Origin of the sequence: Streptomyces sp. NPDC058335, assembly GCF_042723915.1 — a bacterium.
Lineage (GTDB): Bacteria > Actinomycetota > Actinomycetes > Streptomycetales > Streptomycetaceae > Streptomyces.
On record NZ_JBHXHX010000010.1, the window covers coordinates 105,450 to 130,225 of the forward strand.

Genomic DNA, 24,776 nt, shown 5'->3' on the forward strand with positions numbered 1-24,776 from the left:
GGGCGTCGTACCCTGCCCACGCATATCCGGTTGCGCGCCCGGTGGGACCCTCGCCGAGAATGACCGGCATGGCCTGGATCATCGCCCCCGAACCCGTGGACTCCCCCGTCGCCGCCGCGCTGTGGCGGGAGTACTACACCGAGGTCAGCGACCGCTGGTATCTGCTGCACGAGGGGCGGCTGACCGATCCGGCCGAGCTGGAGCGGGAGATCGCCGCCCACCCGGGGACCGAACTGGCGCCGCCCACCGGCCGGTTGCTCGTCGCGCGGTACGACGGTGAGCCGGCCGGCAGTGCGGGCGTACGGCTGCTGGACGCGTCGACGGCCGAGCTGACGCGGGTGTTCCTGCGGCCGGGGGCGCGGGGCAGGGGTGGCGGACCGCTGCTCGTCGGGGCCGCCGAGGAGGCCGCCCGCGCGCTCGGCGCCGGACGGATGATCCTCGACACCCGCGGCGACCTCGTCGAGGCCCGCGCGCTGTACGCCCGCCTCGGCTACCGGGAGGGCGCCCCGCACAACGACGCCCCTTACGCCGAGCACTGGTTCGCCAAGGACCTGGCCGGCGCGGAGGTGACGGGCGCGGAGGCGACGGGCGCGGACGGGACCGGCGCGGACCCCGGCGGCGCGCGCCTCAGCTGAGCCGGGTCGCCGGGCGTTCGTCGTGCGGCTGCTCGCGGTCGGAGCCGCACAGCTCGGCGTTCAGCTCCTTCACCAGCTGCGTCAGGTCGGTGGGGCGGTCCGGGCCCCACCAGTCGCCGAGCAGTTCGGCCAGGGACTCCTCGCGGGCCCGCGAGAGGTGTTCGGCGACCTCGCGGCCCTCGTCGGTCGGCACCAGGTCGAGGCCCTCGCGCACGGCGAGCCGGCGTTCCTCGACCTGCCGGGCGGCCTCCAGGATCACCGGCAGCGGTACGGGGACGCGCTCGGCGAGCCTGCCCGGCTCGACGCTGCCGTAGCGCTTCATCCGCAGCAGCATCCAGCTCGCGGCGGGCAGCAGGTCGTAGCCGGCCCGGTCGGTGATCGTCCGGTAGATCTCGCGGCGGCCCTCGCGGGTGCCGAGGACGGAGAGCGCCCGGCACACCTCGTCGTACGACGAGCGCTGGACCGGATTACTGGCCAGCGTCTCCGTCACGTCCGGCGCGGTGACCGAGCCGCGCAGCGGGTCCTCCCTGAGGAACCAGGCGAGGAGGAAGCCGAGGACGGCGACCGGGGCGGCGTACAGGAAGACGTCCGTGATGGACGAGGCGTAGGCGTGCAGGACCGGTGGGCGCAGGGCGGCGGGCAGGTCGCCGATGACGCGCGGGTCGGCCTCCAGCGCGTCGAGGGAGACGGCCGACGGGAGGTCGACGCCCCGGAAGGCGTCCGCGAGCTTGTCGCCGAGGCGGTTGGTGAAGACCGTGCCGAAGATGGCGACGCCGAAGGAGGCCCCGATGGAGCGGAAGAAGGTCGCGCCGGAGGTGGCGACGCCGAGATCCTCGTAGGAGACGGCGTTCTGCACGATGAGGACCAGGACCTGCATCACCAGGCCGAGACCCAGGCCGAAGACGAAGAAGAACGCACTCATCTCGGCGGTGGAGCTGTGCTCGTCGAGCTGGTGCAGCAGAAGCAGGCCGATGGCCGTCACGGCGGTGCCGGTGACCGGGAACACCTTCCAGCGGCCGGTGCGGCTGACGATCTGCCCGGACGCCGTCGACGCCAGCAGCAGACCGGCCACCATCGGCAGCATGTGCACACCGGACAGGGTCGGTGAGACGCCCTGGACGACCTGGAGGAAGGTCGGCAGGTAGGTCATCGCGCCGAACATCGCGAACCCGACGATGAAGCTGATCACGGCGGACAGCGTGAAGGTACGGATGCGGAACAGCTTGAGCGGCAGGACGGGTTCGGCGGCCCTGCGCTCCACGGCCACGAAGATGAAGGCCAGGACGACGCCCAGCACGGCGAGTCCGACGATCTGCGGCGAGCCCCAGCCCCAGGTGGTGCCCCCCAGCGAGGCCACCAGCACCAGGCAGGTGGCGACGGAGGCGATGAGGAGGGTGCCGAGGTAGTCGATGACGTGCTTCGCCGACTTGCGCGGGATGCGCAGGACGGCCGCGATGACGGCGAGCGCGACGACACCGAGCGGGAGGTTGACGTAGAAGACCCAGCGCCAGCTCAGATGCTCGGTGAACAGGCCGCCCAGGAGCGGCCCGAGGACACTGGTCGCGCCGAAGACCGCGCCGAACAGACCCTGGTAGCGGCCGCGTTCACGCGGCGGAACGATGTCGCCGACGATCGCCATCGACAGCACCATCAACCCGCCGCCGCCCAGTCCCTGGAGCGCGCGGAAACCGATGAGCTGCGGCATGTTCTGCGCCATCCCGCACAGCGCCGAGCCGATCAGGAAGATCACGATCGCGATCTGGAACAGCCTCTTGCGCCCGTACTGGTCGCCCAGCTTGCCCCACAGCGGGGTCGCGGCCGTCGACGCCAGCAGATACGCCGTGACCACCCAGGAGAGGTGTTCCATGCCGCCCAGCTCGCTGACGATCGTGGGCAGCGCCGTCGACACGATCGTCTGGTCCAGGGCGGCGAGCAGCATGCCGAGCAGCAGCGCGCCGATCGACACGAGGACGTTCCCGGGCACGTGCTCCTGACGGGGATCCCCCGTCCGGGCCTGCGCGTCCAAGGACATGGATGCCTCCTGAGGCTCGCGTGGACATCTTCCATCGTGATTGGTGTGTCCCGTTATGGCCTGTCGAGTCCCGCCGGAACCTCCCGTTCCGGGGGTCGCGGGCAGCCAGTTGTGTGGAGGATCTGCATAATCCTTGGAGTTTGGATGGGGAGGGACGAACGGGTGAACGATCCGACGGACCGGCAGGGGCGACCGGGTGAACCGGTGCGCCCGGAGCGGCATGGGCACCCGTGCCCGCAGTGCGGCGCGCTCCGGGAGGCGGACAACACCCCGTCGTGCGCGTGCGCGCAGCGCGCCTCCGACGCCCTGCGCGACACCCGCGAGGCGGAGGTGGCCGCGGCGGAGGGCTTCGATCCGCTGCGGATACGGCCGTACGTGGAGCTGGGGGAAGCTGCCGGGGGCGGCGGGGAGGATGCCGCCGGTGACGTGACGGTGCCGTTGCCCGCGGTTCCGCCCGCGCCTCCCGGTGACGCGGTGTCCGACGCGACCATGACCCTGCGTGCCGTGGCCCCGTCCGGTACGGCCCCGGTGCCGACGCCGCTCGCGCCCTCCGGCTCGACGCCCAGCGACACCGACCTGAGCCTGTTCGAGGCCCACGGGGACTCCGGGAGCGGGCCGTACGACGACGGCGAGGCCCCGCGCGGCCGACGGCGCCGTACGCTGCTGATCGCGTCGACCGGTGCCGCCGTCGCCGTGATCGCCGCGGCCGGGTTCGCGAGCGGGATGTTCTCCTACGAGACGCCGAGCCGCGACCAGGCCGCCCCGGAGGAGGTCCGGGCGGCCGTTCCGGACACCTCGACCAGCGCGCCCCCGGAGTCGCCGTCGGCGAGCCGCTCCGCGTCCCCGTCGGCGTCGAGCGCCTCGCCGTCGCCCTCCGAGAGCGCGAGCCCGTCACCGTCCGCCACGGAGTCCAGCGCCTCCCCGTCGCCCTCCCGCACGACCGAGCCGAGCCCGAGCGCGCCGACCACCCCCACCACGGGGTCCCTGGCGCCGGGGAACGGCGCGGAGGGCGGCAGCGGCGAGGTGACCGTCCTGCGCCGCGGGGACCGGGGGCCCGAGGTGACCGAACTCCAGCTACGGCTGCGGCAGTTGTACCTCTTCAACGACGAGGCGAACGGGGTGTTCGGCAACCGGGTCGAGGAAGCCCTCCGCAACTACCAGTGGTCGCGGGGCATCCAGGGGGACGAGCTGGGCGAGTACGGGGCGGCCACCCGGACGAGCCTGGAGTCGGAGACGAAGGAGCCGTAGCGGCCCGGTCGGGCTGGGCCGCGCGCACCCGGCATCGGGCTGATCAGTCGCCGATGTGAATCCGGATCCGGACCCCGTCCCCCACGACCTCCACCCGCACCTCCGTCAGATCCCCCACCACCACGTCCGGCCGGTGCGCGACCGCCCGCGCCCCGACCCCCACCACCCGCATCCCCGCGGCGCGCCCCGCCGCGATTCCGGCCCCCGAGTCCTCGAAGACGACGCACTCGGCCGGGGCCACGCCCAGCTCGGCCGCACCCTTGAGGAAGCCCTCGGGGTCCGGCTTGCTCGCGCCGACCGATTCCGCGGTGACGCGGATCCCGGGGAGGGGCAGGCCCGCCGCGGCCATGCGGGCCGTCGAGAGGGGGGCGTCCGCCGAGGTGACCAGGGCGTGCCGGACGTCCTGGAGGGAGGCGAGGAACGCGGAGGCGCCGGGCACCGGGACGACGCCGTCCATGTCGGCGGTCTCCTCGGCGAGCATCCGCGCGTTGTCGGCGAGGTTCTGCTCCATGGGGCGGTGCGGCAGCAGGACGGCCATCGAGGCGTATCCCTGGCGGCCGTGGACGACCTTCATCACCTCGTCGCCGTCCAGGCCGTGCCGGTCGGCCCAGCGCCGCCAGACGCGTTCCACGACGGCGTCGGAGTTCACGAGGGTGCCGTCCATGTCGAGGAGGAGGGCACGGGCGGTCAGGACGGTGGTGGACACGGCGGCCGGCATCGGCGACTCCCAGCGCGGACGGGCGCGTGCGCGGGCACGCGGGAAACAAGGCGGCCCCGCCCGCCGGTCAGGGAAAACGGACGGGAGCCACTTTGTTTCCCTACGGTACAAAACAGTCGGGCCCGCACGCCACCCGCCCCGGGAAGGTTCACCTTCCGTTCAGCTCTCGCGCCGGGCTCAGCCGGTGATCGCCTCCCACAGGCTCCACACTCCGAGGCCCAGCATCAGCACCGCCGCGATCTGGGTGATCAGCTTCAGCGGCACCCGCTTCATCAGGGCTTTTCCGCCGACGATGCCCAGTCCGGCCACCGACCACAGGGCCAGCACCGCGCCGAGCCCAACGGAGAGCGGGTCGTCGTAACGGGCGGCGAGATTGGCCGTCATGATCTGCGTCAGATCGCCGAACTCGGCGACGAGGATGAGCATGAAGCCCGCCCCGGAGACCTTCCAGAAGGACTGGTTCTCGGGCTTGCGGATCTCCTCGTCGTCCTCGTCCTTCTTCATCAGCAGCACGGCCGCGCCGCCCAGGAACAGCACGCCGGTGAGCGCGTGCACGATCTGCTGCGGCAGCAGGGTCAGCACGCTGCCGGCCGCGACGGCGAGCGTGACGTGCAGCGCGAAGGCGGCGGCGACGCCGGCGAAGACGTACGAGGCGCGGTAGCGGGTGCCCAGGACGAGGCCGGCGAGGGCGGTCTTGTCCGGCAGTTCGGCGAGGAAGACGACGCCGAAGACGAGCGCCGTCACGGTCAGGCTGATCAAGGGTCCTCAATCGGTCGGGGCTGCCCCACCGAGAGTGCTGTTTCCTTCGCACAGGACGCCTCGGCACGGCAGCACACGTCTGCTCCGTGCCGTACGGCACGGAGGTGCACTGCTTGCCGAAGGTCTCGCTGGCCGACCGGGTGACGGTCTGCCTCCGGGCGCCGGCTCAGACGAGCTGAGCAGTATGTCGACGGTCCGGCGAAGAGCTACTCCCCTTCTGCGCCGTCCATAGTACGTGACCCTCGCACCGACCGCCGGGGCCGACCGCGGAGCGGACCCGGCGGTCGGCCGCGGGAGCACCCTGGGCCCGACTGCGGGAGCACCCTGGGCCCGCCACCGGAGCGACCGCGGGACCGAAAGTCCCGTCACACCCCTTGTTGTGTCATGCACACGTCACTAGCTTCTTACCGCGCGCACACCTCCCCGCAACGCGGCCCCGCGAGCATTCCCTCGCTCGCACCGCAACACCCCCACCCCCCAAGGGAGTTCGCATGTCGAAGTTCTACGCGCGTCGACGGGTCAGCATACTCGCGGCGCTCACCGGACTGATAGCCTCCGCCGCCCTCTTCAACTCCCCGAGCGCCTCCGCGGCCCTCCCCACCCCGGTCAGCGCCAGCACCGCCCGCACCTACCTCGCCTCGCTCACCGTGGCGACCGAGGACCGCACCGGCTACAACCGCGACCTCTTCCCGCACTGGATCACCCAGTCCGGCACCTGCAACACCCGCGAGGTCGTCCTGAAGCGCGACGGCACGAACGTCGTCCAGGACTCCGCCTGCGCCGCCACCAGCGGCAGCTGGTACTCGGTCTACGAGGGCGCGACCTGGACCGCCGCCTCCGACGTCGACATCGACCACCTCGTGCCGCTCGCCGAGGCCTGGGACTCCGGCGCCGACAGCTGGACCACCGCCCGCCGCCAGTCCTTCGCCAACGACCTGACCCGCCCGCAGCTCATCGCGGTCACCGACAACGTCAACCAGGCCAAGGGCGACCAGGACCCCGCCACCTGGATGCCCTCGCGCACGGCCTACCGCTGCACGTACGTCCGCGCCTGGGTCCAGGTGAAGTACTACTACGGCCTCTCCGTGGACTCCGCCGAGAAGAGCGCCCTCACCAACTACCTCGCGAGCTGCTGATCCGAAATCCCGTCGAGGAATCTCCCCATCCTCCTCCGTCGTTCCGTACCGTACGGGGCGACGGAGGAGGCGATCACGTGGCCGGACTGCGGCTGGGACCCCTGCTGAGATACGCCGACGGTGCGTCCGCGACGGTCTGGATCGAGGCGAGCCGTCCGTGCGCCGCCGAGGTGCGCTGCGCGGACGGCTCCGGCGGTACGACCCACACCTTCCAGGTGGCGGGCCATCACTACGCCCTGATCCCGGTCACCGGACTCACCCCGGGCACGGCCACGCCGTACGAGGTGTTCCTCGACGGCACACGCGTGTGGCCGCCCGCCGATTCCCCTTTCCCGCCCTCGGCCATCCGCACCCCGGCCGGCGACGACGACGTACGGGTGGCCTTCGGGTCCTGCCGGTGGGCGTCGCCCCCGGCCGGCGAGCACGACCCGGTGGGCCCCGACGCCCTGGACAGCCTGGCCGCGCGGATCGCCGCCGACCCGGAGGGCGAGCGGCCCGACGTCCTGCTGCTGCTCGGCGACCAGGTGTACGCGGACGAGACCTCGGACGGGACCAGGCGGCGCATCGCGGGCCGCCGCGACCTCACCGAACCGCCGGGCAGCGAGGTCGCCGACTACGAGGAGTACACCTGGCTGTACTACGAGTCCTGGCTCGATCCCGAGGTCCGCTGGCTGCTGTCCACCGTGCCCAGCTGCATGATCTTCGACGACCACGACGTCATAGACGACTGGAACACCTCCGCCGCCTGGGTCGCCGACATGCGGGCCACCGACTGGTGGCGCGAGCGGGTGCTGAGCGGCCTGATGTCGTACTGGGTGTACCAGCACCTCGGGAACGTCTCCCCCGCCGCCCTGGCCGCCGACCCGCTCTACGCGGCCGTCCTCGACACGCCCGACGGCACCGACCTCGTGCGCGACTTCGCCTGCCGGGCCGACACCGAACCGGCGAGCGTGCGCTGGAGCTACCGGCGCGACTTCGGGCGGGTCCGGCTGCTGATGGTGGACAGCCGGGCCGCGCGGGTCCTCGCCGAGGACGAGCGCTCGATGCTCGACGCCGGGGAGGCGCGCTGGGTACGCGAACAGGCCCTGGACGCGCCGGGGTCGTACGACCATCTCCTCGTCGGCACCTCCCTGCCCTGGCTGCTGCCGCACCTGGTGCACGACGCCGAGGCGTGGAACGCGGCCCTGTGCCGGGGTGAACGCGGGCCGCGCTGGGCGCGGATCGGGGAGAAGGTGCGGCGGGCGGCGGACCTGGAGCACTGGGCGGCGTTCCCGGACTCCTTCGCCGCGCTGACCCGGCTGCTGGCCGAGGCGGGGACGGGGCCGCAGGCACCGGCGAGCGTGCTCGTGCTGTCGGGGGACGTGCACCACGCCTACGTCGCCGAGGCGCGCTGGCCCGGCGACGCGCCCGACGCGCGGGTCCTGCAACTCACCTGCTCGCCGGTCCACAACTCCATCCCGCTGTCGATACGCGTGGGTTTCCGCTTCGGGTGGAGTGCCCTCGCCCGCGCCCTGGGGCGCCGCTTCCGACGGCACGGGCGCTCGCCGCGGCCGCCCGTGGACTGGCGCAAGACCGGCGGCCCCTGGTTCGGCAACCAGCTCATGACGCTGACCCTGCGCGGGCGTTCGGCCCGGCTGCGGCTGGAACACGCCCGCGCGGACCGCGGGCTCGTCCTCGTGGAGGAGTCCGAACTGACCTCTCGTTAGCGGAATGCGGGGGACGACCGGGGCCGGTGGGGGCCGCGTTGGCCTCCGCCGGACGCGGGGGCATGATGAGGCGGACCGTCCGCTTCCAGTGAGCCGTGTGAGCCGCACGGGTCCGGTGCGTCCCGTGGGCGGTCCGCTCCATTGCGCCCCACCCGCCCGGGAGTCCCCCCTTTGTCCTCAGCGAACACGGAACCGGCGCCCCTCCGCCCGGCGTCGGCGTCCGCCGCCGTCGCCGTCGCCCTCGTCGGTGCCGGACCACGCGGCACCAGCGTCCTGGAACGCCTCTGCGCCTCCGCGCCCGACCTGCTCCCGCCCGGCGTACGGCTGACGGTCCATGTCGTCGACCCCGCACCGCCGGGGCCCGGCCGGGTCTGGCGTACGGCGCAGTCGCCGGAGCTGCTGATGAACACGGTGGCCTCGCAGGTGACCCTGTTCACCGACGACAGCGTGGACTGCGCGGGGCCCGTCCGGCCCGGCCCGAGCCTGCACGAGTGGTCGGGCGGTGCGCTGGGCCCGGACGAGTATCCGACCCGCCCGCAGTACGGCCGTTATCTGGAGTGGGTGTTCGCGCGGACCGTGCGGGCGGCGCCGGACCCGGTGCGGGTGCACACGCACGCGGCCCGCGCGGTCCGGCTCGACGACGGGGCCGACGGCCGCCAGGTGCTCACCCTGGACGACGGCCGGGTGCTGTCCGGCCTGTCCGCCGTGGTCCTCGCCCAGGGCCACCTCCCGGTGGCCGCCGACGCCGCCCACCGGCGTCACGCCGCCCACGCCGAACGGCACGGCCTGCGCCATGTCCCGCCCGCCAACCCGGCCGACGTCGACCTCTCTTCCGTCCGCCCCGGCGAGCCGGTGCTGCTGCGCGGCCTGGGCCTGAACTTCTTCGACCACATGGCCCTGCTGACGACCGGCCGCGGCGGCCGCTTCCTCCCCGCCGCGGGCGGCCTGCGGTACATACCCTCCGGCCACGAGCCACGCCTGTACGCAGGCTCGCGGCGCGGCGTGCCGTACCAGGCGCGCGGCGACAACGCCAAGGGCCCCTACGGCCGTCACGCCCCGCTCGTCCTCACGCCCGAGGTGATCTCGGCCTTCCGCAAGCGCGCCGACTCCGGGGAGGCGCCCGACTTCCTGACGGAGATATGGCCCCTGGTGGCGAAGGAGGTAGAAACGGTTTACTACACGGCCCTCGTCCCTGTGGTACGGCGTCCGGAGTTCGCCGGGCGCTTCCTCTCCGTGCCGCACGGGTCCCCTCAAGAGGCCGCGCTGCTCGATGCGTTCGGCGTGCCGGAGGCCGACCGCTGGAACTGGGACCGGATCTCCCGGCCGTTTACGGGACGGGAGTTCGCGGGTCCGGGGCAGTGGCGGGAGTGGCTGTCGGCGTATCTGCGCCGGGACGCCGCCGAGGCCGCGCTGGGCAACGTACGGGGCCCGTCGAAGGCGGCCCTGGACGTGCTGCGCGATCTGCGCAACGAGGTGCGGCTGGTCGTCGACCACGGCGGCCTGGCGGGCGCCTCCCGCCGGGACCACCTCGACCGCTGGTACACCCCGCTCAACGCCTTCCTGTCCATCGGGCCGCCCCGCCGCCGCATCGAGGAGCTGGCCGCGCTGGTCGAGACGGGGGTCTTGACGGTGCTCGGCCCCCGGCTGGAGGTGCGGGAGGAGGAGGGGGCCTGGCACGCGCACTCCCCGGAGGTGCCCGGGTCGGACGTCCGTGTGACCACCCTCATAGAGGCCCGGCTTCCGGAACCGGATCTGCGGGGCACCGGCGACGCGCTCCTCGCCCACCTGCTGAGGACCGGGCAGTGCCGGCCGCACACGGTGGACGGTTACGAGACGGGAGGGCTGGACGTGACACAGCGCCCTTACCATCTGATTGACCGTCAGGGACGTTGTCACGCACGGCGGTTCGCCTTCGGCGTGCCCACGGAGGGCGTGCACTGGGTGACGGCCACGGGGGCCCGCCCAGGGGTGGATTCGGTCACGCTTTCGGACGCGGACGCGGTGGCCAGAGCCGCCCTACGTGCGATGGCCTCCGAAACGGAACCTCAAACGGAATCCCGGCCGTGGCCAAATGTTGAACTTGCAAGCATTGATTAGGCGCGCCTAACGTAGGTCGCTCATTCGGTACCGCCGCCCCCACGCGGCCTGCTCGCCCCAGGGCATGCCGTACGACCGACACCGAAGGAGTACCCCCCCACATGTCCGCTCGTCTTAACAGCGCACAGCCCTACGCGATCGGCCTGTTCCGGATCGTCGTCGGACTGCTCTTCGCCTGCCACGGCGCCGCCTCGCTCTTCGGCGTCCTCGGCGGAGCGGCCGGCAGCGACGGCGGCACCATCGACGCCGGCACCTGGCCCGGCTGGTACGCCGCCGTGATCCAGCTCGTCTGCGGCAGCCTGACGCTGCTCGGCCTGGGCACCCGCGCCGCCGCCTTCCTCGCCTCGGGCTCCATGGCCTACGCGTACTTCGACGTCCACCAGTCGATGGCCCTGTGGCCGATCGAGAACGGCGGCGAGGCCTCCGCGATGTTCGCCTGGGCCTTCCTGCTGCTGATCTTCACCGGCTCCGGCGCGCTCGGCGCGGACCGGCTGTTCGCCCGGCGTACGACCTCGGAGCGGAAGCCGGCCGCGGAACAGTCCCCGGTCGCGGCCTGACCTCACGCGCCCCCTCGCGCCCTTTCCGCAGCCGCGGGAAGGGCGCTTCGCGCGTGGACGGAGCGTCCTCGTGTGAACACACCGTGTTGAACACACGAGCCCCCGGTGAACCTCCTGTCACACCCCGGGCGTACGCTGTCTGGCTGTCATTGGCCGCACCTGCCGCTCCCCCGCGACACAGCGGCACGGTTCGGTCGCACGGGGGAGACGACGGGGAGATTTCGCGGTGTTCGAGAGTGTGGGGGCGTTGATCGGCGCCCCATGGATCTACGCGTTGGTGGCCCTGTCGGTCCTCCTGGACGTGTTCCTGCCGGTGCTGCCCAGCGGCGTCCTCGTCATCACGGCGGCGACGGCCGCGGCCGCGGGATCGGGGGCGGCGACCGGGCGGCTGCCGCACGAGGTGCCCGACATCCTCGCGCTGATCCTCTCCGCGGCGACCGCCTCCGTCCTCGGAGATCTGGCGGCCTACCGGCTCGCCCGGCGCGGCGGGGCGCGGCTGGACCGCGCGATCTCCCGTTCCCGGCGGCTGACCACCGCGCAGGAACGTCTCGGCGGGGCCCTCGCGGAGGGTGGCGGCGCGCTGGTCGTCCTCGCCCGGTTCGCACCCGCCGGCCGGTCGGTCGTCTCCCTCATCGCGGGCGCCGCGCACCGGCGCGTCCGCGACTTCCTGCCCTGGTCGGCCCTCGCCGGCCTCTCCTGGGCGGCATACAGCGTCGCCCTCGGCTACTTCGGCGCGACGTGGCTCGGCGCGACGTGGCTGGCGACGGGGGTGTCCTTCCTGGCCCTCTTCGCCGCAGGCGCCGGAGCGGCGTACATCATGCGCCGCCAGCCCGCGTAACCCGCTGGGGGTTCGGCAGGCGCCGGAGCGGCCTACTCCACGCAGCGCCGGCCCTCGCACCCCCTGGGGGCTCCGCCCCCAGACCCCCGATCGGCCCTGAACGGGCCTCGTCCTCAATCGCCGGACGGGCTGAATCGCCCCACCCGGCACCACAAAGGCCACCACCACCGGCCACCTGCGGGCACGCACCGCGTCTGCGGGCACGCGGCCTCGCCCGCCCGCCCAGCCTGGGCGCACCCGTTGCCGCCAGCGGGCATCCACCGCCGTCAGCGGCAACCCCCGGCCACCTGCGGGCACCCACCACCGCCTGCGGGCACACACCCGCTGCCAGCGGCCACCCCCCGCCGCCTGCGGCACCCACCACCGCCTGCGGGCACACGCCCGCCGTCAGCGGCCATCCGCCGCCGTCTGCGGGCATGCGTGCCGCCTGGGGCGGCACGGGTGGGCGCAGGCGGCACCCCGGCAGCGCCGGGCCACGCGACCCACCCCGCACCACAGCCGACCCGCACGATGAGCCGCCGCCCGGCGCAGCCGACCCGCACACCGTCACTCCCGCCCGGCGCAGCCGACCCGCACCGTCACCCCCCGCCCGGCGCGGCCGACCGCGCAGCCGACCGCGCAGACCCCCGTACCTCCAGCTCGGCCAGCAGCTCCGCCGTGGCCTCCGCCACCGCGTCCACCGCTCGCTCGAACACCTCCCGGTTGTGCGCGGCCGGCGCCCGGAACCCGGACACCTTCCGCACGTACTGGAGGGCGGCAGCCCGAATCTCGTCCTCGGTGGCCTCCTCGGCCAGCACAGGCGGGCGAAGCGTCTTGATACTCCGGCACATGCCCCCAGTCTCACCCCGCGGACCCCGATCCGTCGCCCCTTTCCTCATCCGCCGCCCCCTGCCATGATCACCTCCGAGGCGGCCACCACACCCGGGGCCGACCGACGAGAGGAACAGCAGCACCATGGCGAACAAGCTCACTCTGGCGATCCTCGGCCCGGGGGGCATCGGCGGTCTCCTCGCCGGCCTCCTGTCCCGCGCGGGACACCACGTGATCTGTCTGTCCGGCGAGGACACGGCCACCCACCTGCGCACCCACGGCCTGCGCGTCCGCAGCGCGCGGTTCGGCGACTTCACCGTCCCCGTGGCGGCCGACACCGAACTCCGCGTCCCCGTCGACGCCGTCCTGATCACCGTCAAGCACACCTCCCTCGACGCGGCCCTGACCCGCATCCCCTCCGCCGCTCTCGGCGACGCCCTCCTCGTGCCGTTCCTGAACGGCGTCGAGCACCCGGCGGCCCTGCGTGCCCGGTACGGCCCGGAGGCCGTCGCCCCGGCCGTCATCCGCGTGGAGTCGACGCGGGCCGCCGCGGGCGTGATCGAGCACGCGAGCCCGTTCGCGGAGGTCGACCTCACCGGCGACCAGGTCTCCCGCCCCCGCCTCGACGCCCTCGCGCGGGCGCTGACGGAGGCCGGCCCGACGACCCGTGTCCTGCCGGACGAGACGGCCGCGCTGTGGGCGAAGATGGCGTTCCTCGCCCCCTTCGCCCTCCTCACGACCCGGCACGCGCTGCCCCTCGGCGAGGTGAGGACACGCCACCGCGAGGATCTGACCGCCCTGGTCGCGGAGACGGCCGCGGTGAGCAGCGCCTGCGGCGCCCCCGCCGACCCGGCGGCGGCACTCGCCCGCTACGACGCCTTCCCGCCGGCCACCAGGTCGTCCATGCAGCGCGACGCCGAGGCCGGTCGGCCGTTGGAACTGGACGCGATCGGCGGGGCGTTGCTCCGCGCGGCCGACCGGCATGAAGTGCCGGTACCGGTGGCGACGCGCCTGGTGCGGGAGTTGCGGGAAGCGGGCTACTGACTCAGGTCGACGTACCAGTCGTTCGACGCGATCCAGTGCCCCTTCGGGTACTCGAAGTCGAACTGGCCGAGCAGAGTGAAGCCCGCTCTGCGGCACACCCCGTTGGACGCGGGGTGATCCACGCTCGGGAAGGCGTGCAGGGTCCGGTGGCCGCCGGTCTCCCGCACGTCCTTCCTGACGGCCTCGGTGACCGCGCGGGCCGCCCGCACCGCCAGCCCTCTGCCCTGGAACTCGGGCAGCACCGCCCACCCCGTCTCCCAGACCGGTTCGCCCTGCCAGGGCCGCTCCCAGTAACCGATCGACCCGACGGTCTCCCCGCCCTCGCCCAGCACGACCCGGTATATCCGCCCCGAGTCCAGCTCCAGATACCGCCGGTGACGGCCGGCGAGCTTCTCCGGGGTCTCCGGCCCGCCCAGATGGTCGGTCATCTCCGGACTGTTGTTCCGCTCCAGCAGCCAGAAGTCGCCCTCCCCCCAGGGCACCAACCGCACCTGCTCCACGCCGGTCTCCACACCAGTGACGTCCATGCAGCCACCGTAGGACAGGGGTCTGACATCACCCCTTCCTTCATTCGAACGGATGAACCACTCCCAGAAACTCGCGACTCGAAATCGAACACGCGTACCATTGCCGCGTGGCTACGACCTATGACTTTCCCAGCGACCTGCGCGCCGGCCAGGAGGAGCTGCATCAGGTCCGGGCCGAGCTGTCGGCCCTGCTGAAGCGGCTGCCCTGGTCGGTCGAGCCGTTGGACGGCTTCAGCGACGACGGCGGCTGGCGCAAGGTGGAGCGCCCTGCCTCCCCCGGCTGGACGGCCGACGAGCAGGCCGAGGTGGAGAAGCTCCGTCGGCGCGAGCACGAACTGGCCGTGTTCGTGTCCGGTCACCGCTTCTGGGCGGAGATGGGCACCACCGACCGCGTGGAGGCCCGCATGCGCCTCAAGCACGCCCACGAGACGCCACCATCCGGTGAGGAAGCCTAGCGCCGCCCACGACATGCGAGAGGGCCCCCGGGAGAACCCGGGGACCCTCGCGCACTCCTGGCGGGCGTCACCTCGGGAAGCGGGCTTCGATGCCGTAGAGCAGGAAGTCGAGGCCCATCCGGAAAGTCCGGTCGGCGTCCAGGTGGGCGGCATCGCGCACCACCGTGGCCAGCGCAGGAAATCGGCCGGGGCGAAGGTCCGCTCCAGATAGGGCCCGAGCGAGGCCTGCCAACGCCTCTCGTCCATCCCGGTGGCCCGCTCGGCACGCCGCTCGGCGATCTCCCGACGCACCGCCCCGATCACGTACGCGTTGACCGCGGTGACCACCGGCATGACGGCGTCCACGTCGACGCCGCCCAGTGCGGCCACCGCGGTCTCCCCGTTGGCCAGCGCGTGCGGCCCGAGCTGGGGTCGGCCACCCAGTGGATCGGCGAGCCATTCATGCTCGTGAGCGGCGTGCCGGGCGGTTTCGGCAAGAGACCGCAGCACCTCCCGCCAGCCGTCCCCGACCGGCCGGATCCCGGCGTGGACGGCGTCGACCATCAGGTCGAGCAACTCCTCTCGAGATCAGCCGCGGTTCAGGTCCCTCGGTCGCCCCACGGGGACGGCGCGGCTGGCCAAGGGGACGGTGAGATGGGCTTCGCGGCTGCACCGCGGGGCTGCCGGCAGGGCGGGTGATGCGGCGGTGCCCCACGTGGAGAAGCCGGCGGGGCACAGGGTCATCGCCCTCCTGGCAGGCACTGTCTACGCGGCGGCAGGCCAGGTGGGGCCAACCCGGGGAGATCGATCACCAGCCAGGGCCTGGCACCGCTCCGCTCACCCCGGCCCCCAGGCACCCAGGCACCCACCGAAGCTCAGCATCCCCCCAGGCAGCGGTGTCGGCGCCTGCAAGACGGTGCCGGACGACGCCGATCCGGTGCGCACACACGTGCGATTGCCGGCGAGACAGGCGTACACACTGTCGGACTTCACCCCGATCAGGTGAATTCCACCGACCTGCGGCAACCGCACAAGCCCTTCACCAGTCACACACCCGCAAGTCATATTCACCTCAGGGGACCACATGAGCCAGCAGCACCCGCAGCAGCCGCACGAGCCCAACCAGCAGCAGCCCGGATGGGGTGGCCCCCAGACACCTCCGGGATACGCCACCCCGCCGTTCCGGCCGCTCCCGCCCAAGAAGTCCAGCGCGGGAAAGATCATCGGCCTGGGCTGCGCCGGCATCATCGGCCTGTTCGTCGTGATCGGCGTCATCGGCGCCGCGACGAGCGGCGGTGACTCCACCGACGACAGCAACAAGGACAAGTCCGTGGCGGCCGCCGACAAGCCGACGACCGACGACGTCAAGGACGAGCCCGCGGAGGAAGGGCCCGCCGAGGAGGAGGCGCCCGCCGAGTCCACCAAGACGCAGGCCGAGCAGTTCCAGGCCTGCGTGGCCAAGACCGGCACCGCGACCGAGAAGACCGCCGTCAAGCACGTCACGAAGGTCACCGGCGCCGACAAGCGCAACGACATCCTCGACGCTGCCGAGGTGTTCACCGACTTCTCCGGCGGCCTCATGGGCCCCCACCAGGGCGACGGCAAGCTCGTCGCCTCCGCCTTCACGTCGTGCTATGAGTCGGACAACGGCCTGGTCACCGTGTACGACAAGGACGGCGAGATCCTCGCCAACGCCAATTACTGACCCGGCCGTAGTTGCATCCGGCGCGCACGGACCCCGAGCGCACCGACGGCCTCCGCCCACCAGCGGGGGCCGTCCTGGACGCCTGGCTCGCGTTCGTCGCTGCCGTGCCGACCGGCGGCGAGCTGGTCCCGGTCGGCCGGACCTGGGACGCCCTGTACCGGAACGTCAGGACCGCGAGCATGCCAGCGGCCCCCCGGAGACAACTCCGGAGGGCCGCCAATACCCTGCTGAGCAGGGCTTATCTACCTGGTGGGCGCGGACGGTTTCGAACCGCCGACATCCTGCTTGTAAGGCAGGCGCTCTACCCCTGAGCTACGCACCCAGGACGAGTCGACAGCCTACATTGCCCGAGGCCGTGCCCGGCAAACCGCATCCGTGGAGCGGGCCGCGCCGGGCGTCACGGGGGTCCGGGGGTTAACCCCACCCCGGATCCGGGAGTCGGCCGGATCGTCCGGCCGACCATGTCTCCCTACCGTCGTGGGTGTCGAGAACAGAGGCATCCACGCGGGCCGCGGGGTCCGCCGCAGGGGGAGATCATCATGGCCCGTTTCACCGTCAAGGTCCGTACGGTGCTCGCCGCGGGGGCCGTCGTCGCGCTCGCCGCCACCGGGACCGCCTGTTCCTCTGCGGGGGACGACGAGCATCCCGACCACCGGTCGTTCGCTTTGGAGGGTGCCACCCTCACCGTGGACTCCGACGACTCGGCGCTCGAGATCGTCGCGTCGGACGAGCACCGCAAGGGCACGGTCCAGGTCACCCGCTGGTTCGACGGCTCGGTCCTGGTGGGCGACGGACCGGAGGTCACCTGGTCGATGAAGGACGACCGGCTGGTGCTGCGGACGCACTGCTCGGGCGTGGTCGCCGACTGCTCGGCCAAGCACCGCATCGAGGTGCCGCGCGGGGTCGCCGTCAAGGTGGAGGAGGACGACGGCAGTGTCCGCGCGCGGGGCTTCCAGGACGCCCTGAGCATCCGCACCGCGGACGGCTCGGTCCGGGTCACCGACTCCAGCGGGCCCCTGGACCTGCGCTCGGACGACGGTTCGGTACGAGCACAGGTCTCCTCGCGCCAGGTCAGCGCCCACACGCGCGACGGCTCGATCCGCCTCGGCCTGGAGGCCGTACCGGACCAGGTGGAGTCCGGCAGCGACGACGGGTCCGTGACGATCGAACTGCCGCGGGCCACCTACAAGGTGACGACCCGCACCGGGGACGGCTCGGTCGACGTGTCCGTACCCCGCGACGACTCCAGCGAGCACGTCGTGTCCGCGCGCAGCGGCGACGGGAAAGTCACCGTGCGGAACGCGAACTAACGTGCCCGTGTGTTCGTCATTAACCGGTGGGAGAATGACTCCGGGCAGGGCGAACCACAGCACGGGAGAGGGATGTGACGGCGACACCAGCGCGGCCGTACTCGCCGTCGGCACCGCGCGCCCGGCTGCGGGCGCTCGGGGACACCCTCGCACTCGCCGCCCTTCCCCTCGTCGCCGTCGTCCTGCTGCCCCCCGCCGCGTTCGCCGGCGGTGGCACCCGGCGCTGGTTCGGCGGGCGGGCCGAGAGCCAGCGGGCGGAGGCGCAGGCCGCGAAGGACGCCGCCGCGGCCGCCTTCTACGAACTGGACACCGCCCAGCGGGATCTGCGGATCTCCATCGAGACGATCACCGCGGTCGACCCCTCGCCCGCCGCCCGGCGCGCGGTCGCCGACTTCGAGGCCATCGGCCGGCGCATCGACGAGGCCAGTCACCAGTACATCCAGGCCGTCGACGCCCATGACCTGGACCGGGACGACCTGGAGGCCTCCGCCGCCACGCAGGCGCGCGGCGAGCTGACCCGCGCGAAGGCCGAACTGGTCCGCGTCAAGGGCGAGCTGGACCGGTTCACGGACGGCCTCGGGCCGCTCCTCGGCAAGGCGGAGACGCAGCTGGCCCGGCTGGCGCCCGCCGTGGAGCGGGCCCGCCAGAGCCTGCTGGCCGCGTCGAACGCGCTGGACGCGGTCCGGGAGACGGGTCTGAAGGCGGACGGTCTCGCCGCCCGGCTGGCCGCGTTGGCGCCCGAGCTGACCAAGCTCAACCAGGGCGCGGGGCAGCACGGCGTGCCGGGGACCCTGGAGCGGGCCGAGCGGGTCTCCCGCGAGGCGCAGGCGGTCCGGGCGGAGGCCGAGCGGCTGCCGGAGAGGGCCGCCGAGATCGACCACCGGCTGGTGTCCCTGCGCACGCGCGCGCAGGCGCTGACGACCCGGTCCGGGCAGGTCGAACCGATCCTGAGCGAGCTGCGCCGGCGTTTCACCGCGGCTTGCTGGCAGGACCTCCAGCACGTCCCCGACCAGTCTGTGGAGCACGTACGGCAGGCGGAGGCGAAGCTCGCCGAGGCGCAGAGGGCGCGGGACGCCCAGCGCTGGCCGGACGCGACGGCGCTGCTGTCGACGGCGCGGGCCCTGCTGAACTCCACCGACGAGGCCGTCTCGGCCGCCGGTGACCGGCTGACCAGGCTGAACGCCGTGCAGAAGGATCCGCGGCAGGAGATCGAGCGGACCCGCTTCGCGATCCGGGACGCGCAGCGGCTGGCGATGGCCGGTCGCCACACGCCCGACCCGCGGGACGCGCGGCCGCTGGACGAGGCGGTGGCCCGGCTGGAGCGGGCGATCGCCACCCTGGAGAACCGCCACCCGGACTACTGGCACTTCCTGACCGAGACGGAGGCCGTCCGGCACGCGGTGTCCGACGTGGTGAGCCGTATCCGCGAGGACCGCGGCGCCGGGCACTGAGCCCACCGCACACCCAGGCTCTGCGTTGCCCCCGACGCGCACCGGGCGGATATTGGAGGGGCGTACGACTCGGCTCACGCAGCGCTTCCAAGGGAGGCGGAGATGGCCACCCAGCTCATGCACTCAGGGACTCGGCGGCGGATCAGGCTGGACGACCACCTGCCCGTCGATCACCGTCTGAACACGGTCTACCGGATCGGCGCCGGTCTGATGGGCCTCGGGCTGCTCGTCTTCGGGATCTTCGGCATCATCGACCGGATCGGCTTCTTCGACACCGGCGGGGACACCGTCTGGAGCCTCAACACCAACGGCGCGCTCAGCTGGCTGTCGGTCGCCGTCGGCCTGCTGCTGCTCGTCGGCATGGTGATCGGCGGGAACTTCGCGTCCACGCTGAACATGACGCTCGGCGTGCTGTTCGTGGCCAGCGGCTTCCTGAACATGGGCCTGCTGGAGACGGACTACAACTTCCTGGCGTTCGAGATCCAGAACTGCATGCTCAGCTTTGTGATCGGCATCCTGCTGCTGGTCTTCGGGATGTACGGCAGGGTCGGTTCGGCCCTGCCGCACGACAACCCGTACTGGCGGGCCCGTCACCCCGAACTGGCGGAGGAACGGGACCGCGACCGTGAGCGGCGGGAGCAGTTCCCGGCGGAGCGCCGGGAGACGTCCCGGCCTGATGATCAGGGCCCGCCGAGGCCCTGATCGGGGACCGTACCGGTCAGGTGCGGTAGGCGTAGTACGCGGCGGTCGGGTACGACGCGATGATGCTCGCCACCGACCTGCTGTAGGTGTTGGTGGAGTGGTAGGTCAGGTACGGGACGCCCCGGCTGCGGGACGTGACGATCATGGTGTGGTCCTTGGAGCCGTCCTTGTCGAAGTCGACCTGGAGGACGTCTCCGACGTCCATCTGGTAGACGTTGGCGAGGCTGGTAGTCCGCTTGGAGTTCTGGGCGAACCAGGACCACTCGTTGACGCCGATGAACGAGTGCGACTGGATGTCGGCGTTGCCGAACCACCTGGTGTAGTCGTACACATAGCCGGGCACGTGCTTCCAGCCGCCCGCCTTCAGGGCCTGGCTGACGAAGTTGGTGCAGTCGCCGCCCGCGCCCTGCCCGTTGAAGTCCGGGTAGGCGGAGTTGTAGTTCGACCAGTACTGCTTGGCGTACGTGGCCATCGCCTTGTAGTCCAGGCCGCCGGCGGTGAAGTCCTTCGCGTTCGCCGGGCCGGGGTACGAGGTCGACGCTTTGGGGGCCGACGGCGTGGTGCTGGTGGTGGTCGCCACCATGGGCGCGACGGACGGCCTGGCCGTCTGGTTCACCGCGAGGCCCTCGTCGGTGTCGCGGATGCCGGTCAGCTGCCAGTTGCCGTGGCGGTCGGCGGTGAACGTCAGCTCGTGGTGGGCCTGGAAGCCGGTCGCCTTCGGCTCGTCGCCGCGGACCTTCTCGTAGGTGAGGGTCGTGGTCTCGGTGACCGCGACCTTGGCCTTGCGGCCCTTCACGTTCGTGGCGTCCAGCGTGACGGAGGTGCTGCCCTTGCTGTACTTCTCGCCGAGCTGGGCGAGCCGCTCCTTGCGCTGGTCCAGCGAGGACAGGGTGGCGTCCTCGGTGCGGTTCTGCTTCGACGACAGCTTGACGTCACCGGAGAAGCCGTCGGTCAGCGGCTTCCCACGGTTGTCCTGCTTGCCGTCGACCAGGGCTTCGGTGCGGTCGGTGAACACCGCGTCGGCGAGGCGCTGGAAGGTGGCCTTGGTCCTGGCGTCCACCTTGGGGTCGTCGACGACCGCCGCGCCGGCGCTCCAGTTGGGCAGCAGGGCCACGCCTGCGACGACGGAGGTGGCGGCTGCCCCGAGTATCGCGGCGCGGCGCCGCGTACGGCTCAATTTCCTTGACTTCACGAATGTTTCCCCTCTTGCCCCGGCGGCTGGATGCCGGGGTAGCGCATCTTTGCATGCCATGTGTGGCCCGTGTGAAGAGGGGGGCGGCCGTGTGGGCGAGGGAGTTATAGGACCGTCACTGCACAACCGCGTCCCGTGTCAACCCGGTTACTGGACGACGGTCGACCAGTCCGGCGACTGGGCCGGGTCGAGGGTGCGCAGCCGCTCCAGCGTGGCGGGCGTCTGCACGTCCATCCAGTCGGCCAGTTCCTTGAAGGACACGCACTTGACGTCCTTCTTGACGCACACGGTCTTGATGAGTTCGTCGACGGCCTTCATGTAGATGCCGCCGTTCCACTCCTCGAAGTGGTTGCCGATGAACAGCGGGGCCCGGCTGCCGTAGTACACGCGGTTGAATCCGGCCATGTAGGAGTCGACGGTCTCCTGCTGCCACTGCGGGTACTTGGCCGGGTCGCCCTGGGTCTCGCCCTCGGACTGGTTGTAGAGGAAGTTGAAGTCCATGGAGAGGCCCTGGTACTTGCCGCCCTCGTACGGGAGCATCTGGAGCGGGAAGTCCCAGATGCCGTCCTTCTTCGTGGGCCAGATCTGGAAGTCGCCGGCCGAGCTGGCGTCGTAGCGCCAGCCGTAGCTCTTGGCGGCCTTCAGCAGGTTGGCCTGTCCCTCCAGGCAGGGCGCACGGCCGCCGACGACGGCCTTCCTGAAGTCGAAGGGCAGCGGGTCCATGTCGGTGTAGCCGGTGTTCGTCTTCCACTTCTCGGCGAAGTCGAAGAACTGGTCGATCTCGCTCTTCCACTCCTCGACGCTCCAGTCGCCGCCGCCCTTGGCGCCGCAGAAGTGGCCGTTGAAGTGGGTACCGATCTCGTTGCCCTCCTCCCAGGCCTTGGCGAGGTCCTCCAGCGTGGTGCGGACGTGCTCGTCGGTGGGGAAGCTGATCGCCGCCGATCCCTTGGGGTGCTGCGGCGGGTTGTAGAGGTCCGCCTTGCTCTTGGGCAGCAGGTAGATGCCCGTGAGGAAGAAGGTCATGTGGGCGTTGTACCTCTTGGCCATCTCCCGGTAGTGGGTGAACAGGCCGTCGTCGCCGGCCAGGGCGCCGTCCCAGGAGAAGACGACGAACTGGGGCGGCTTCTCACCCGGCTTGAGCGGTACGGGCTTCAGGCCGCCCTTCTGCGGGCCGGTGTACGAGGTGGAGCCGTCCCCCAGCACTTTCGTCCTGCCGTCCCACTCCGGCTCCTCGCCCGCCGACGCCGTCGCCTTGCCGCCCTTGCCGGCGGAGGCGGTCGGCGCGGTGTTGTCCGTGCGGCTCAGCACCAGATAGCCCGCCACCAGGGAGGCGACGACGAGGAAGGCCGCCAGGGTCAGGAAACCCGGATGGGCGGCGGCGGGGCGGTTCGTTGCCCGGGCCTTGCGGCGGCGGCCCGACGGTGGCGTCATGTGCGGCTCATTCTCGAGGGGTTCGGGGACTGCGGTGCGGCCCGGCGTCAGTCGAGCGGGCTCATGGCTCTGGACCAGATGCCGTAGGGGACGCTGTCGTCCGCTGTGCCGTCGATGCCCTTCAGCGGCAGCGGTTCGAGACTCTTCGCCAGGTCGATGCGGTAGACGACGACAGCCGTGGAGACGGCCTCGTGCGTGCCGACGTACCAGGCGGACTTGTCGTCCTGGGTGGTGCCGGCCTTCCCCGCCACCTGGACGCCGTCGGGTGCCGCGTCGGGGTGGGCGGTGCGGAAGGACTCGGTGAGCGCGGAGGTGACCTCCTCGGCCGTGTCGGCGCCGACCGCGCGGGCCGGTCTGGGGAGGTTCAGCGGGACCTTGGTGCCGTTGTGGGTGATCTGCCGCACGGAGTACGGCTCGGTGTGCTTGCCGGCCGCGGCGAAGGTGGAGTAGCCGCTGGCCATGCGGATGGCACTCGGTGTGGAGCTGCCCTGCGTCATCGCGGGCACCTGCGCCCCGAGGCTGGAGGAGAGCAGTCCGGCCGCCTCGGCGGTGGCGCGCACCTTGTCCAGGCCGGTGTCCATGCCGAGCTGCATGAACGGCGTGTTCACCGACAGGGCCAGCGCCCGGTGCAGGGAGATCTGCCCGTAGGACTTGTCGTCGTCGTTGCTGGCGGCGACCTTCTTGCCGCTGCGGTCCCAGTACGGCCCCTCCGGCGTGGTCACCGGCACGTCGTCGTCGCCGTCGTAGACGGACTCCCCGGTGACCGGCGTGGCCTCGCCGTCCCGCGTCTTGTGCACCCCGTGCTCGAGCCCGGCCGCGTACACGAACGGCATGAAGGCGGAGCCGGCCGGGACGGTGGTGGCGTTGGACTCGTTGTAGCCCTGCGTACGGTGGTCGGGGCCGCCGTAGACGGCGAGGATCCGTCCGTCCGCGGCCACCGAGGCGGCGCCGTAGTGGGCGGTCTTCGCGTTCTTCGGGTCGTCCTTCAGGGCCTTGTCGCGGGCCTTGGTGACGGCGTCGGTGAGCTGCGTCTCACGGTCCTTCTCGAAGGTCGTGTAGATCTGGTAGCCGCCGAGGTCGAAGTCCTTGTCGCCGATCTTCGCGGACTTCTTGGCGTACTGGGAGGCGAGTTCGACGAGGTAGTCGCTCTGCTCACCGGTGTCGTACATCGGATTGCTCTTGAGCGGCTCGGGGAATTTCCTGTACGTGGCCCGCTCGGCCTTGGAGAGTTTGCCGATGACGACCATCCGGTCCAGGGTCCAGGTCCAGCGCTCGACGGCACGGGCGCGGTTGGCGCTGCTCAGGGTCGGGTCGTAGAGCCCGGCGCCCTTGAGGAGGGCGGCGAGGAAGGCCGCCTCGCTGGCGTTCAGCTCGCTGACGTCCTTGCCGTAGTAGGCCTGGGCGGCGCGCTGGATGCCGTAGGTGCCGCGGCCGAACCAGCTGGTGTTGAGGTAGCCCTCCAGGATGTCGTCCTTGCTCATCTGGTTGTCGAGCTTGAGGGCGATCATCGCTTCGGTGAACTTGCGCCGGACCGTCTGGCTCTGGTTCAGGTAGACGTTCTTGACGTACTGCTGGGTGATCGTGGAGCCGCCCTGGGTGTCGCCCTGGCCGAGGGTGCGGAACAGGGCGCGGCTGATGCCCTTGAAGGAGATGCCGGGATCGCTGTAGAAGCTCTCGTTCTCGGCGGCGAGGACGGCCCAGCGGACGTCCTCGGGGATGTCCTTGAGGGGCATCGCCTGCCGCTGCACCCAGCCGGTGCGGGCCATGGGCGTCCCGTCGGCCCAGAAGTACACGTTGTCCTGCTGGGTGGCGTAGGTGTTGAGGTTGTCCGGGACGTCGGTGGCGGCGTAGGCGACGACCAGGAAGAGGCTGCTCATGCCCAGGGTGGCGAGGACGCCTCCGAGCGACTGCCGCCAGGAGGGTATCCAGCGCCGCCAGCCGGTGCGGCCGGGCCGCGGGTACCGCGGGCGCACCCGGCGTGCGTACGGGGCGAGGAAGGCCGTGAGGCGCGCGGCGTACGGGGCGAGGACGGCGACGAGGGGTGCCAGTCGGGAGCCGAAGGCGGTCGTGAGCCGGGAACGCACGGGCGGGCGGGGGGCTTTTCTGCCCTTCCGCCGGTCTTCGGATACGGAGGATCCGGATATGGAGGATCCAGGTATGGACGATTGGCCCGGTATGTCGGGATCATCCTCACTACCCGGTATGCCCTCCGGTGGCACCCGCAGTTGCATGGTCTCGTCCGCCCTGAAAGAGGCGGGAACCTTCAACTGCATGGTGGCGTCGGCCGGCTCATGGGGCTCCTCCCCCTGCCCCGCCTGGGTCACTATGTCTCCCTCCGCACTCGGTATTGCTCGCGTAGGCAGACGTACAGACGTACGAGGGTCTGACATGGTTGCCGTCGGAACGGCAGCAAACCCTGAATCCCCCAACCTCGCGGTCATCGC

The 24,776-nt window shown here is 71.8% G+C and carries 21 protein-coding genes, 1 tRNA gene and 1 pseudogene; 13 read left to right on the forward strand and 10 right to left on the reverse strand.

Translation table 11 applies throughout. The annotated features are described in order from the left end of the window. The first annotated feature begins 68 nt into the window (after positions 1-68). Entirely contained in the window at positions 69-635 is a 567-nt protein-coding gene (locus ACFWJX_RS21140; protein ID WP_383245288.1) for a GNAT family N-acetyltransferase, read from the forward strand. On the opposite strand, the gene ACFWJX_RS21145 is transcribed toward ACFWJX_RS21140, so the two are convergent. Continuing rightward, positions 628-2,667, reverse strand: coding sequence for a DHA2 family efflux MFS transporter permease subunit (locus ACFWJX_RS21145; RefSeq protein WP_383245291.1), 2,040 nt, complete (start codon positions 2,665-2,667; stop codon positions 628-630). The genes ACFWJX_RS21140 and ACFWJX_RS21145 overlap by 8 nt on opposite strands. A gap of 162 nt (positions 2,668-2,829) precedes the next feature. Here ACFWJX_RS21145 and ACFWJX_RS21150 point away from each other — a divergent pair, with 162 nt between their 5' ends. Next, positions 2,830-3,915, forward strand: coding sequence for a peptidoglycan-binding protein (locus ACFWJX_RS21150; protein ID WP_383245294.1), 1,086 nt, complete (start codon positions 2,830-2,832; stop codon positions 3,913-3,915). A 43-nt stretch (positions 3,916-3,958) separates the two neighbouring features. Here the strand turns inward: ACFWJX_RS21150 and ACFWJX_RS21155 are convergent, their stop codons facing one another. Continuing rightward, positions 3,959-4,633 carry an HAD-IA family hydrolase gene (locus ACFWJX_RS21155; protein ID WP_383245297.1) on the reverse strand — a complete coding sequence of 225 codons (675 nt, stop codon included), beginning with the start codon at positions 4,631-4,633 and terminating at the stop codon, positions 3,959-3,961. Between the two features lie 177 nt (positions 4,634-4,810). Beyond that, positions 4,811-5,392 (reverse strand): TMEM165/GDT1 family protein, encoded by a 582-nt coding sequence (locus ACFWJX_RS21160; RefSeq protein WP_383245300.1) that lies wholly within the window; start codon positions 5,390-5,392, stop codon positions 4,811-4,813. 491 nt (positions 5,393-5,883) lie between these two features. On the opposite strand from ACFWJX_RS21160, the gene ACFWJX_RS21165 reads away from it, so the two are divergent. The 5 genes from ACFWJX_RS21165 to ACFWJX_RS21185 all read left to right on the forward strand — a co-directional run bounded on the left by ACFWJX_RS21165 (position 5,884) and on the right by ACFWJX_RS21185 (position 11,726). Continuing rightward, positions 5,884-6,528, forward strand: coding sequence for an HNH endonuclease family protein (locus ACFWJX_RS21165; protein WP_383245303.1), 645 nt, complete (start codon positions 5,884-5,886; stop codon positions 6,526-6,528). A 77-nt stretch (positions 6,529-6,605) separates the two neighbouring features. Beyond that, complete coding sequence (locus ACFWJX_RS21170) at positions 6,606-8,234, forward strand: alkaline phosphatase D family protein (protein WP_383245306.1); 1,629 nt, start codon at positions 6,606-6,608, stop codon at positions 8,232-8,234. Positions 8,235-8,405: 171 nt separating this feature from the next. Then, on the forward strand, positions 8,406-10,331 hold the full coding sequence (locus ACFWJX_RS21175) for an FAD/NAD(P)-binding protein (RefSeq protein WP_383245309.1): 1,926 nt from the start codon (positions 8,406-8,408) through the stop codon (positions 10,329-10,331). 101 nt (positions 10,332-10,432) lie between these two features. Further along, positions 10,433-10,888: a DoxX family protein gene (locus tag ACFWJX_RS21180; protein ID WP_383245312.1), complete on the forward strand. Its 456-nt coding sequence runs from the start codon at positions 10,433-10,435 to the stop codon at positions 10,886-10,888. 226 nt (positions 10,889-11,114) lie between these two features. After that, on the forward strand, positions 11,115-11,726 hold the full coding sequence (locus tag ACFWJX_RS21185; RefSeq protein ID WP_383245314.1) for a DedA family protein: 612 nt from the start codon (positions 11,115-11,117) through the stop codon (positions 11,724-11,726). Positions 11,727-12,304: 578 nt separating this feature from the next. Here the strand turns inward: ACFWJX_RS21185 and ACFWJX_RS21190 are convergent. Then, positions 12,305-12,556 carry a DUF2277 domain-containing protein gene (locus ACFWJX_RS21190; RefSeq protein WP_383245317.1) on the reverse strand — a complete coding sequence of 84 codons (252 nt, stop codon included), beginning with the start codon at positions 12,554-12,556 and terminating at the stop codon, positions 12,305-12,307. A 124-nt stretch (positions 12,557-12,680) separates the two neighbouring features. Here ACFWJX_RS21190 and ACFWJX_RS21195 point away from each other — a divergent pair, with 124 nt between their 5' ends. After that, a complete protein-coding gene (locus ACFWJX_RS21195) occupies positions 12,681-13,580 on the forward strand; it encodes a ketopantoate reductase family protein (RefSeq protein WP_383245320.1) in 900 nt (299 codons plus the stop codon). Here ACFWJX_RS21195 and ACFWJX_RS21200 read toward each other — a convergent pair. Further along, positions 13,574-14,107 (reverse strand): GNAT family N-acetyltransferase, encoded by a 534-nt coding sequence (locus tag ACFWJX_RS21200; protein ID WP_383245323.1) that lies wholly within the window; start codon positions 14,105-14,107, stop codon positions 13,574-13,576. The genes ACFWJX_RS21195 and ACFWJX_RS21200 overlap by 7 nt on opposite strands. A gap of 107 nt (positions 14,108-14,214) precedes the next feature. Here ACFWJX_RS21200 and ACFWJX_RS21205 point away from each other — a divergent pair, with 107 nt between their 5' ends. Next, positions 14,215-14,562, forward strand: coding sequence for a hypothetical protein (locus ACFWJX_RS21205; RefSeq protein ID WP_383245326.1), 348 nt, complete (start codon positions 14,215-14,217; stop codon positions 14,560-14,562). A gap of 67 nt (positions 14,563-14,629) precedes the next feature. Here ACFWJX_RS21205 and ACFWJX_RS21210 read toward each other — a convergent pair. Further along, a pseudogene (locus ACFWJX_RS21210) lies at positions 14,630-15,105 on the reverse strand (TetR/AcrR family transcriptional regulator C-terminal domain-containing protein). Positions 15,106-15,625: 520 nt separating this feature from the next. Here ACFWJX_RS21210 and ACFWJX_RS21215 point away from each other — a divergent pair. Then, positions 15,626-16,246: a hypothetical protein gene (locus ACFWJX_RS21215; protein WP_383245329.1), complete on the forward strand. Its 621-nt coding sequence runs from the start codon at positions 15,626-15,628 to the stop codon at positions 16,244-16,246. Between the two features lie 247 nt (positions 16,247-16,493). Here ACFWJX_RS21215 and ACFWJX_RS21220 read toward each other — a convergent pair. Continuing rightward, positions 16,494-16,568 (reverse strand) — tRNA-Val (locus ACFWJX_RS21220). Between the two features lie 217 nt (positions 16,569-16,785). On the opposite strand from ACFWJX_RS21220, the gene ACFWJX_RS21225 reads away from it, so the two are divergent. From ACFWJX_RS21225 to ACFWJX_RS21235, 3 genes are all read left to right on the forward strand, one after another. Beyond that, complete coding sequence (locus tag ACFWJX_RS21225; RefSeq protein ID WP_383245332.1) at positions 16,786-17,556, forward strand: DUF4097 family beta strand repeat-containing protein; 771 nt, start codon at positions 16,786-16,788, stop codon at positions 17,554-17,556. Positions 17,557-17,630: 74 nt separating this feature from the next. After that, positions 17,631-19,007: a hypothetical protein gene (locus tag ACFWJX_RS21230; RefSeq protein ID WP_383245335.1), complete on the forward strand. Its 1,377-nt coding sequence runs from the start codon at positions 17,631-17,633 to the stop codon at positions 19,005-19,007. Between the two features lie 102 nt (positions 19,008-19,109). Then, a complete protein-coding gene (locus ACFWJX_RS21235) occupies positions 19,110-19,709 on the forward strand; it encodes a DUF4383 domain-containing protein (protein ID WP_383245338.1) in 600 nt (199 codons plus the stop codon). Positions 19,710-19,725: 16 nt separating this feature from the next. Here the strand turns inward: ACFWJX_RS21235 and ACFWJX_RS21240 are convergent, their stop codons facing one another. From ACFWJX_RS21240 to ACFWJX_RS21250, 3 genes are all read right to left on the reverse strand, one after another. Continuing rightward, positions 19,726-20,901 carry an amidase domain-containing protein gene (locus ACFWJX_RS21240; protein ID WP_383245341.1) on the reverse strand — a complete coding sequence of 392 codons (1,176 nt, stop codon included), beginning with the start codon at positions 20,899-20,901 and terminating at the stop codon, positions 19,726-19,728. Between the two features lie 147 nt (positions 20,902-21,048). Continuing rightward, positions 21,049-22,332, reverse strand: a complete 1,284-nt coding sequence (locus ACFWJX_RS21245) for a hypothetical protein (RefSeq protein WP_383245344.1) — start codon at positions 22,330-22,332, stop codon at positions 21,049-21,051. A 47-nt stretch (positions 22,333-22,379) separates the two neighbouring features. Next, on the reverse strand, positions 22,380-24,605 hold the full coding sequence (locus ACFWJX_RS21250) for a transglycosylase domain-containing protein (RefSeq protein ID WP_383245741.1): 2,226 nt from the start codon (positions 24,603-24,605) through the stop codon (positions 22,380-22,382). Positions 24,606-24,776 lie beyond the last annotated feature (171 nt).

What these genes read in the sequence shown, in the direction of transcription:
- ACFWJX_RS21200 (WP_383245323.1), bottom strand. Translation starts at nt 14,107, where the DNA reads ATGGACGTCACTGGTGTGGAGACCGGCGTGGAGCAGGTGCGGTTGGTG.
- ACFWJX_RS21190 (WP_383245317.1), bottom strand. Translation starts at nt 12,556, where the DNA reads ATGTGCCGGAGTATCAAGACGCTTCGCCCGCCTGTGCTGGCCGAGGAG.
- ACFWJX_RS21235 (WP_383245338.1), top strand. Translation starts at nt 19,110, where the DNA reads ATGGCCACCCAGCTCATGCACTCAGGGACTCGGCGGCGGATCAGGCTG.
- ACFWJX_RS21250 (WP_383245741.1), bottom strand. Translation starts at nt 24,605, where the DNA reads ATGCAGTTGAAGGTTCCCGCCTCTTTCAGGGCGGACGAGACCATGCAA.
- ACFWJX_RS21245 (WP_383245344.1), bottom strand. Translation starts at nt 22,332, where the DNA reads ATGACGCCACCGTCGGGCCGCCGCCGCAAGGCCCGGGCAACGAACCGC.
- ACFWJX_RS21165 (WP_383245303.1), top strand. Translation starts at nt 5,884, where the DNA reads ATGTCGAAGTTCTACGCGCGTCGACGGGTCAGCATACTCGCGGCGCTC.
- ACFWJX_RS21195 (WP_383245320.1), top strand. Translation starts at nt 12,681, where the DNA reads ATGGCGAACAAGCTCACTCTGGCGATCCTCGGCCCGGGGGGCATCGGC.
- ACFWJX_RS21145 (WP_383245291.1), bottom strand. Translation starts at nt 2,667, where the DNA reads ATGTCCTTGGACGCGCAGGCCCGGACGGGGGATCCCCGTCAGGAGCAC.
- ACFWJX_RS21215 (WP_383245329.1), top strand. Translation starts at nt 15,626, where the DNA reads ATGAGCCAGCAGCACCCGCAGCAGCCGCACGAGCCCAACCAGCAGCAG.
- ACFWJX_RS21140 (WP_383245288.1), top strand. Translation starts at nt 69, where the DNA reads ATGGCCTGGATCATCGCCCCCGAACCCGTGGACTCCCCCGTCGCCGCC.
- ACFWJX_RS21155 (WP_383245297.1), bottom strand. Translation starts at nt 4,633, where the DNA reads ATGCCGGCCGCCGTGTCCACCACCGTCCTGACCGCCCGTGCCCTCCTC.
- ACFWJX_RS21225 (WP_383245332.1), top strand. Translation starts at nt 16,786, where the DNA reads ATGGCCCGTTTCACCGTCAAGGTCCGTACGGTGCTCGCCGCGGGGGCC.
- ACFWJX_RS21180 (WP_383245312.1), top strand. Translation starts at nt 10,433, where the DNA reads ATGTCCGCTCGTCTTAACAGCGCACAGCCCTACGCGATCGGCCTGTTC.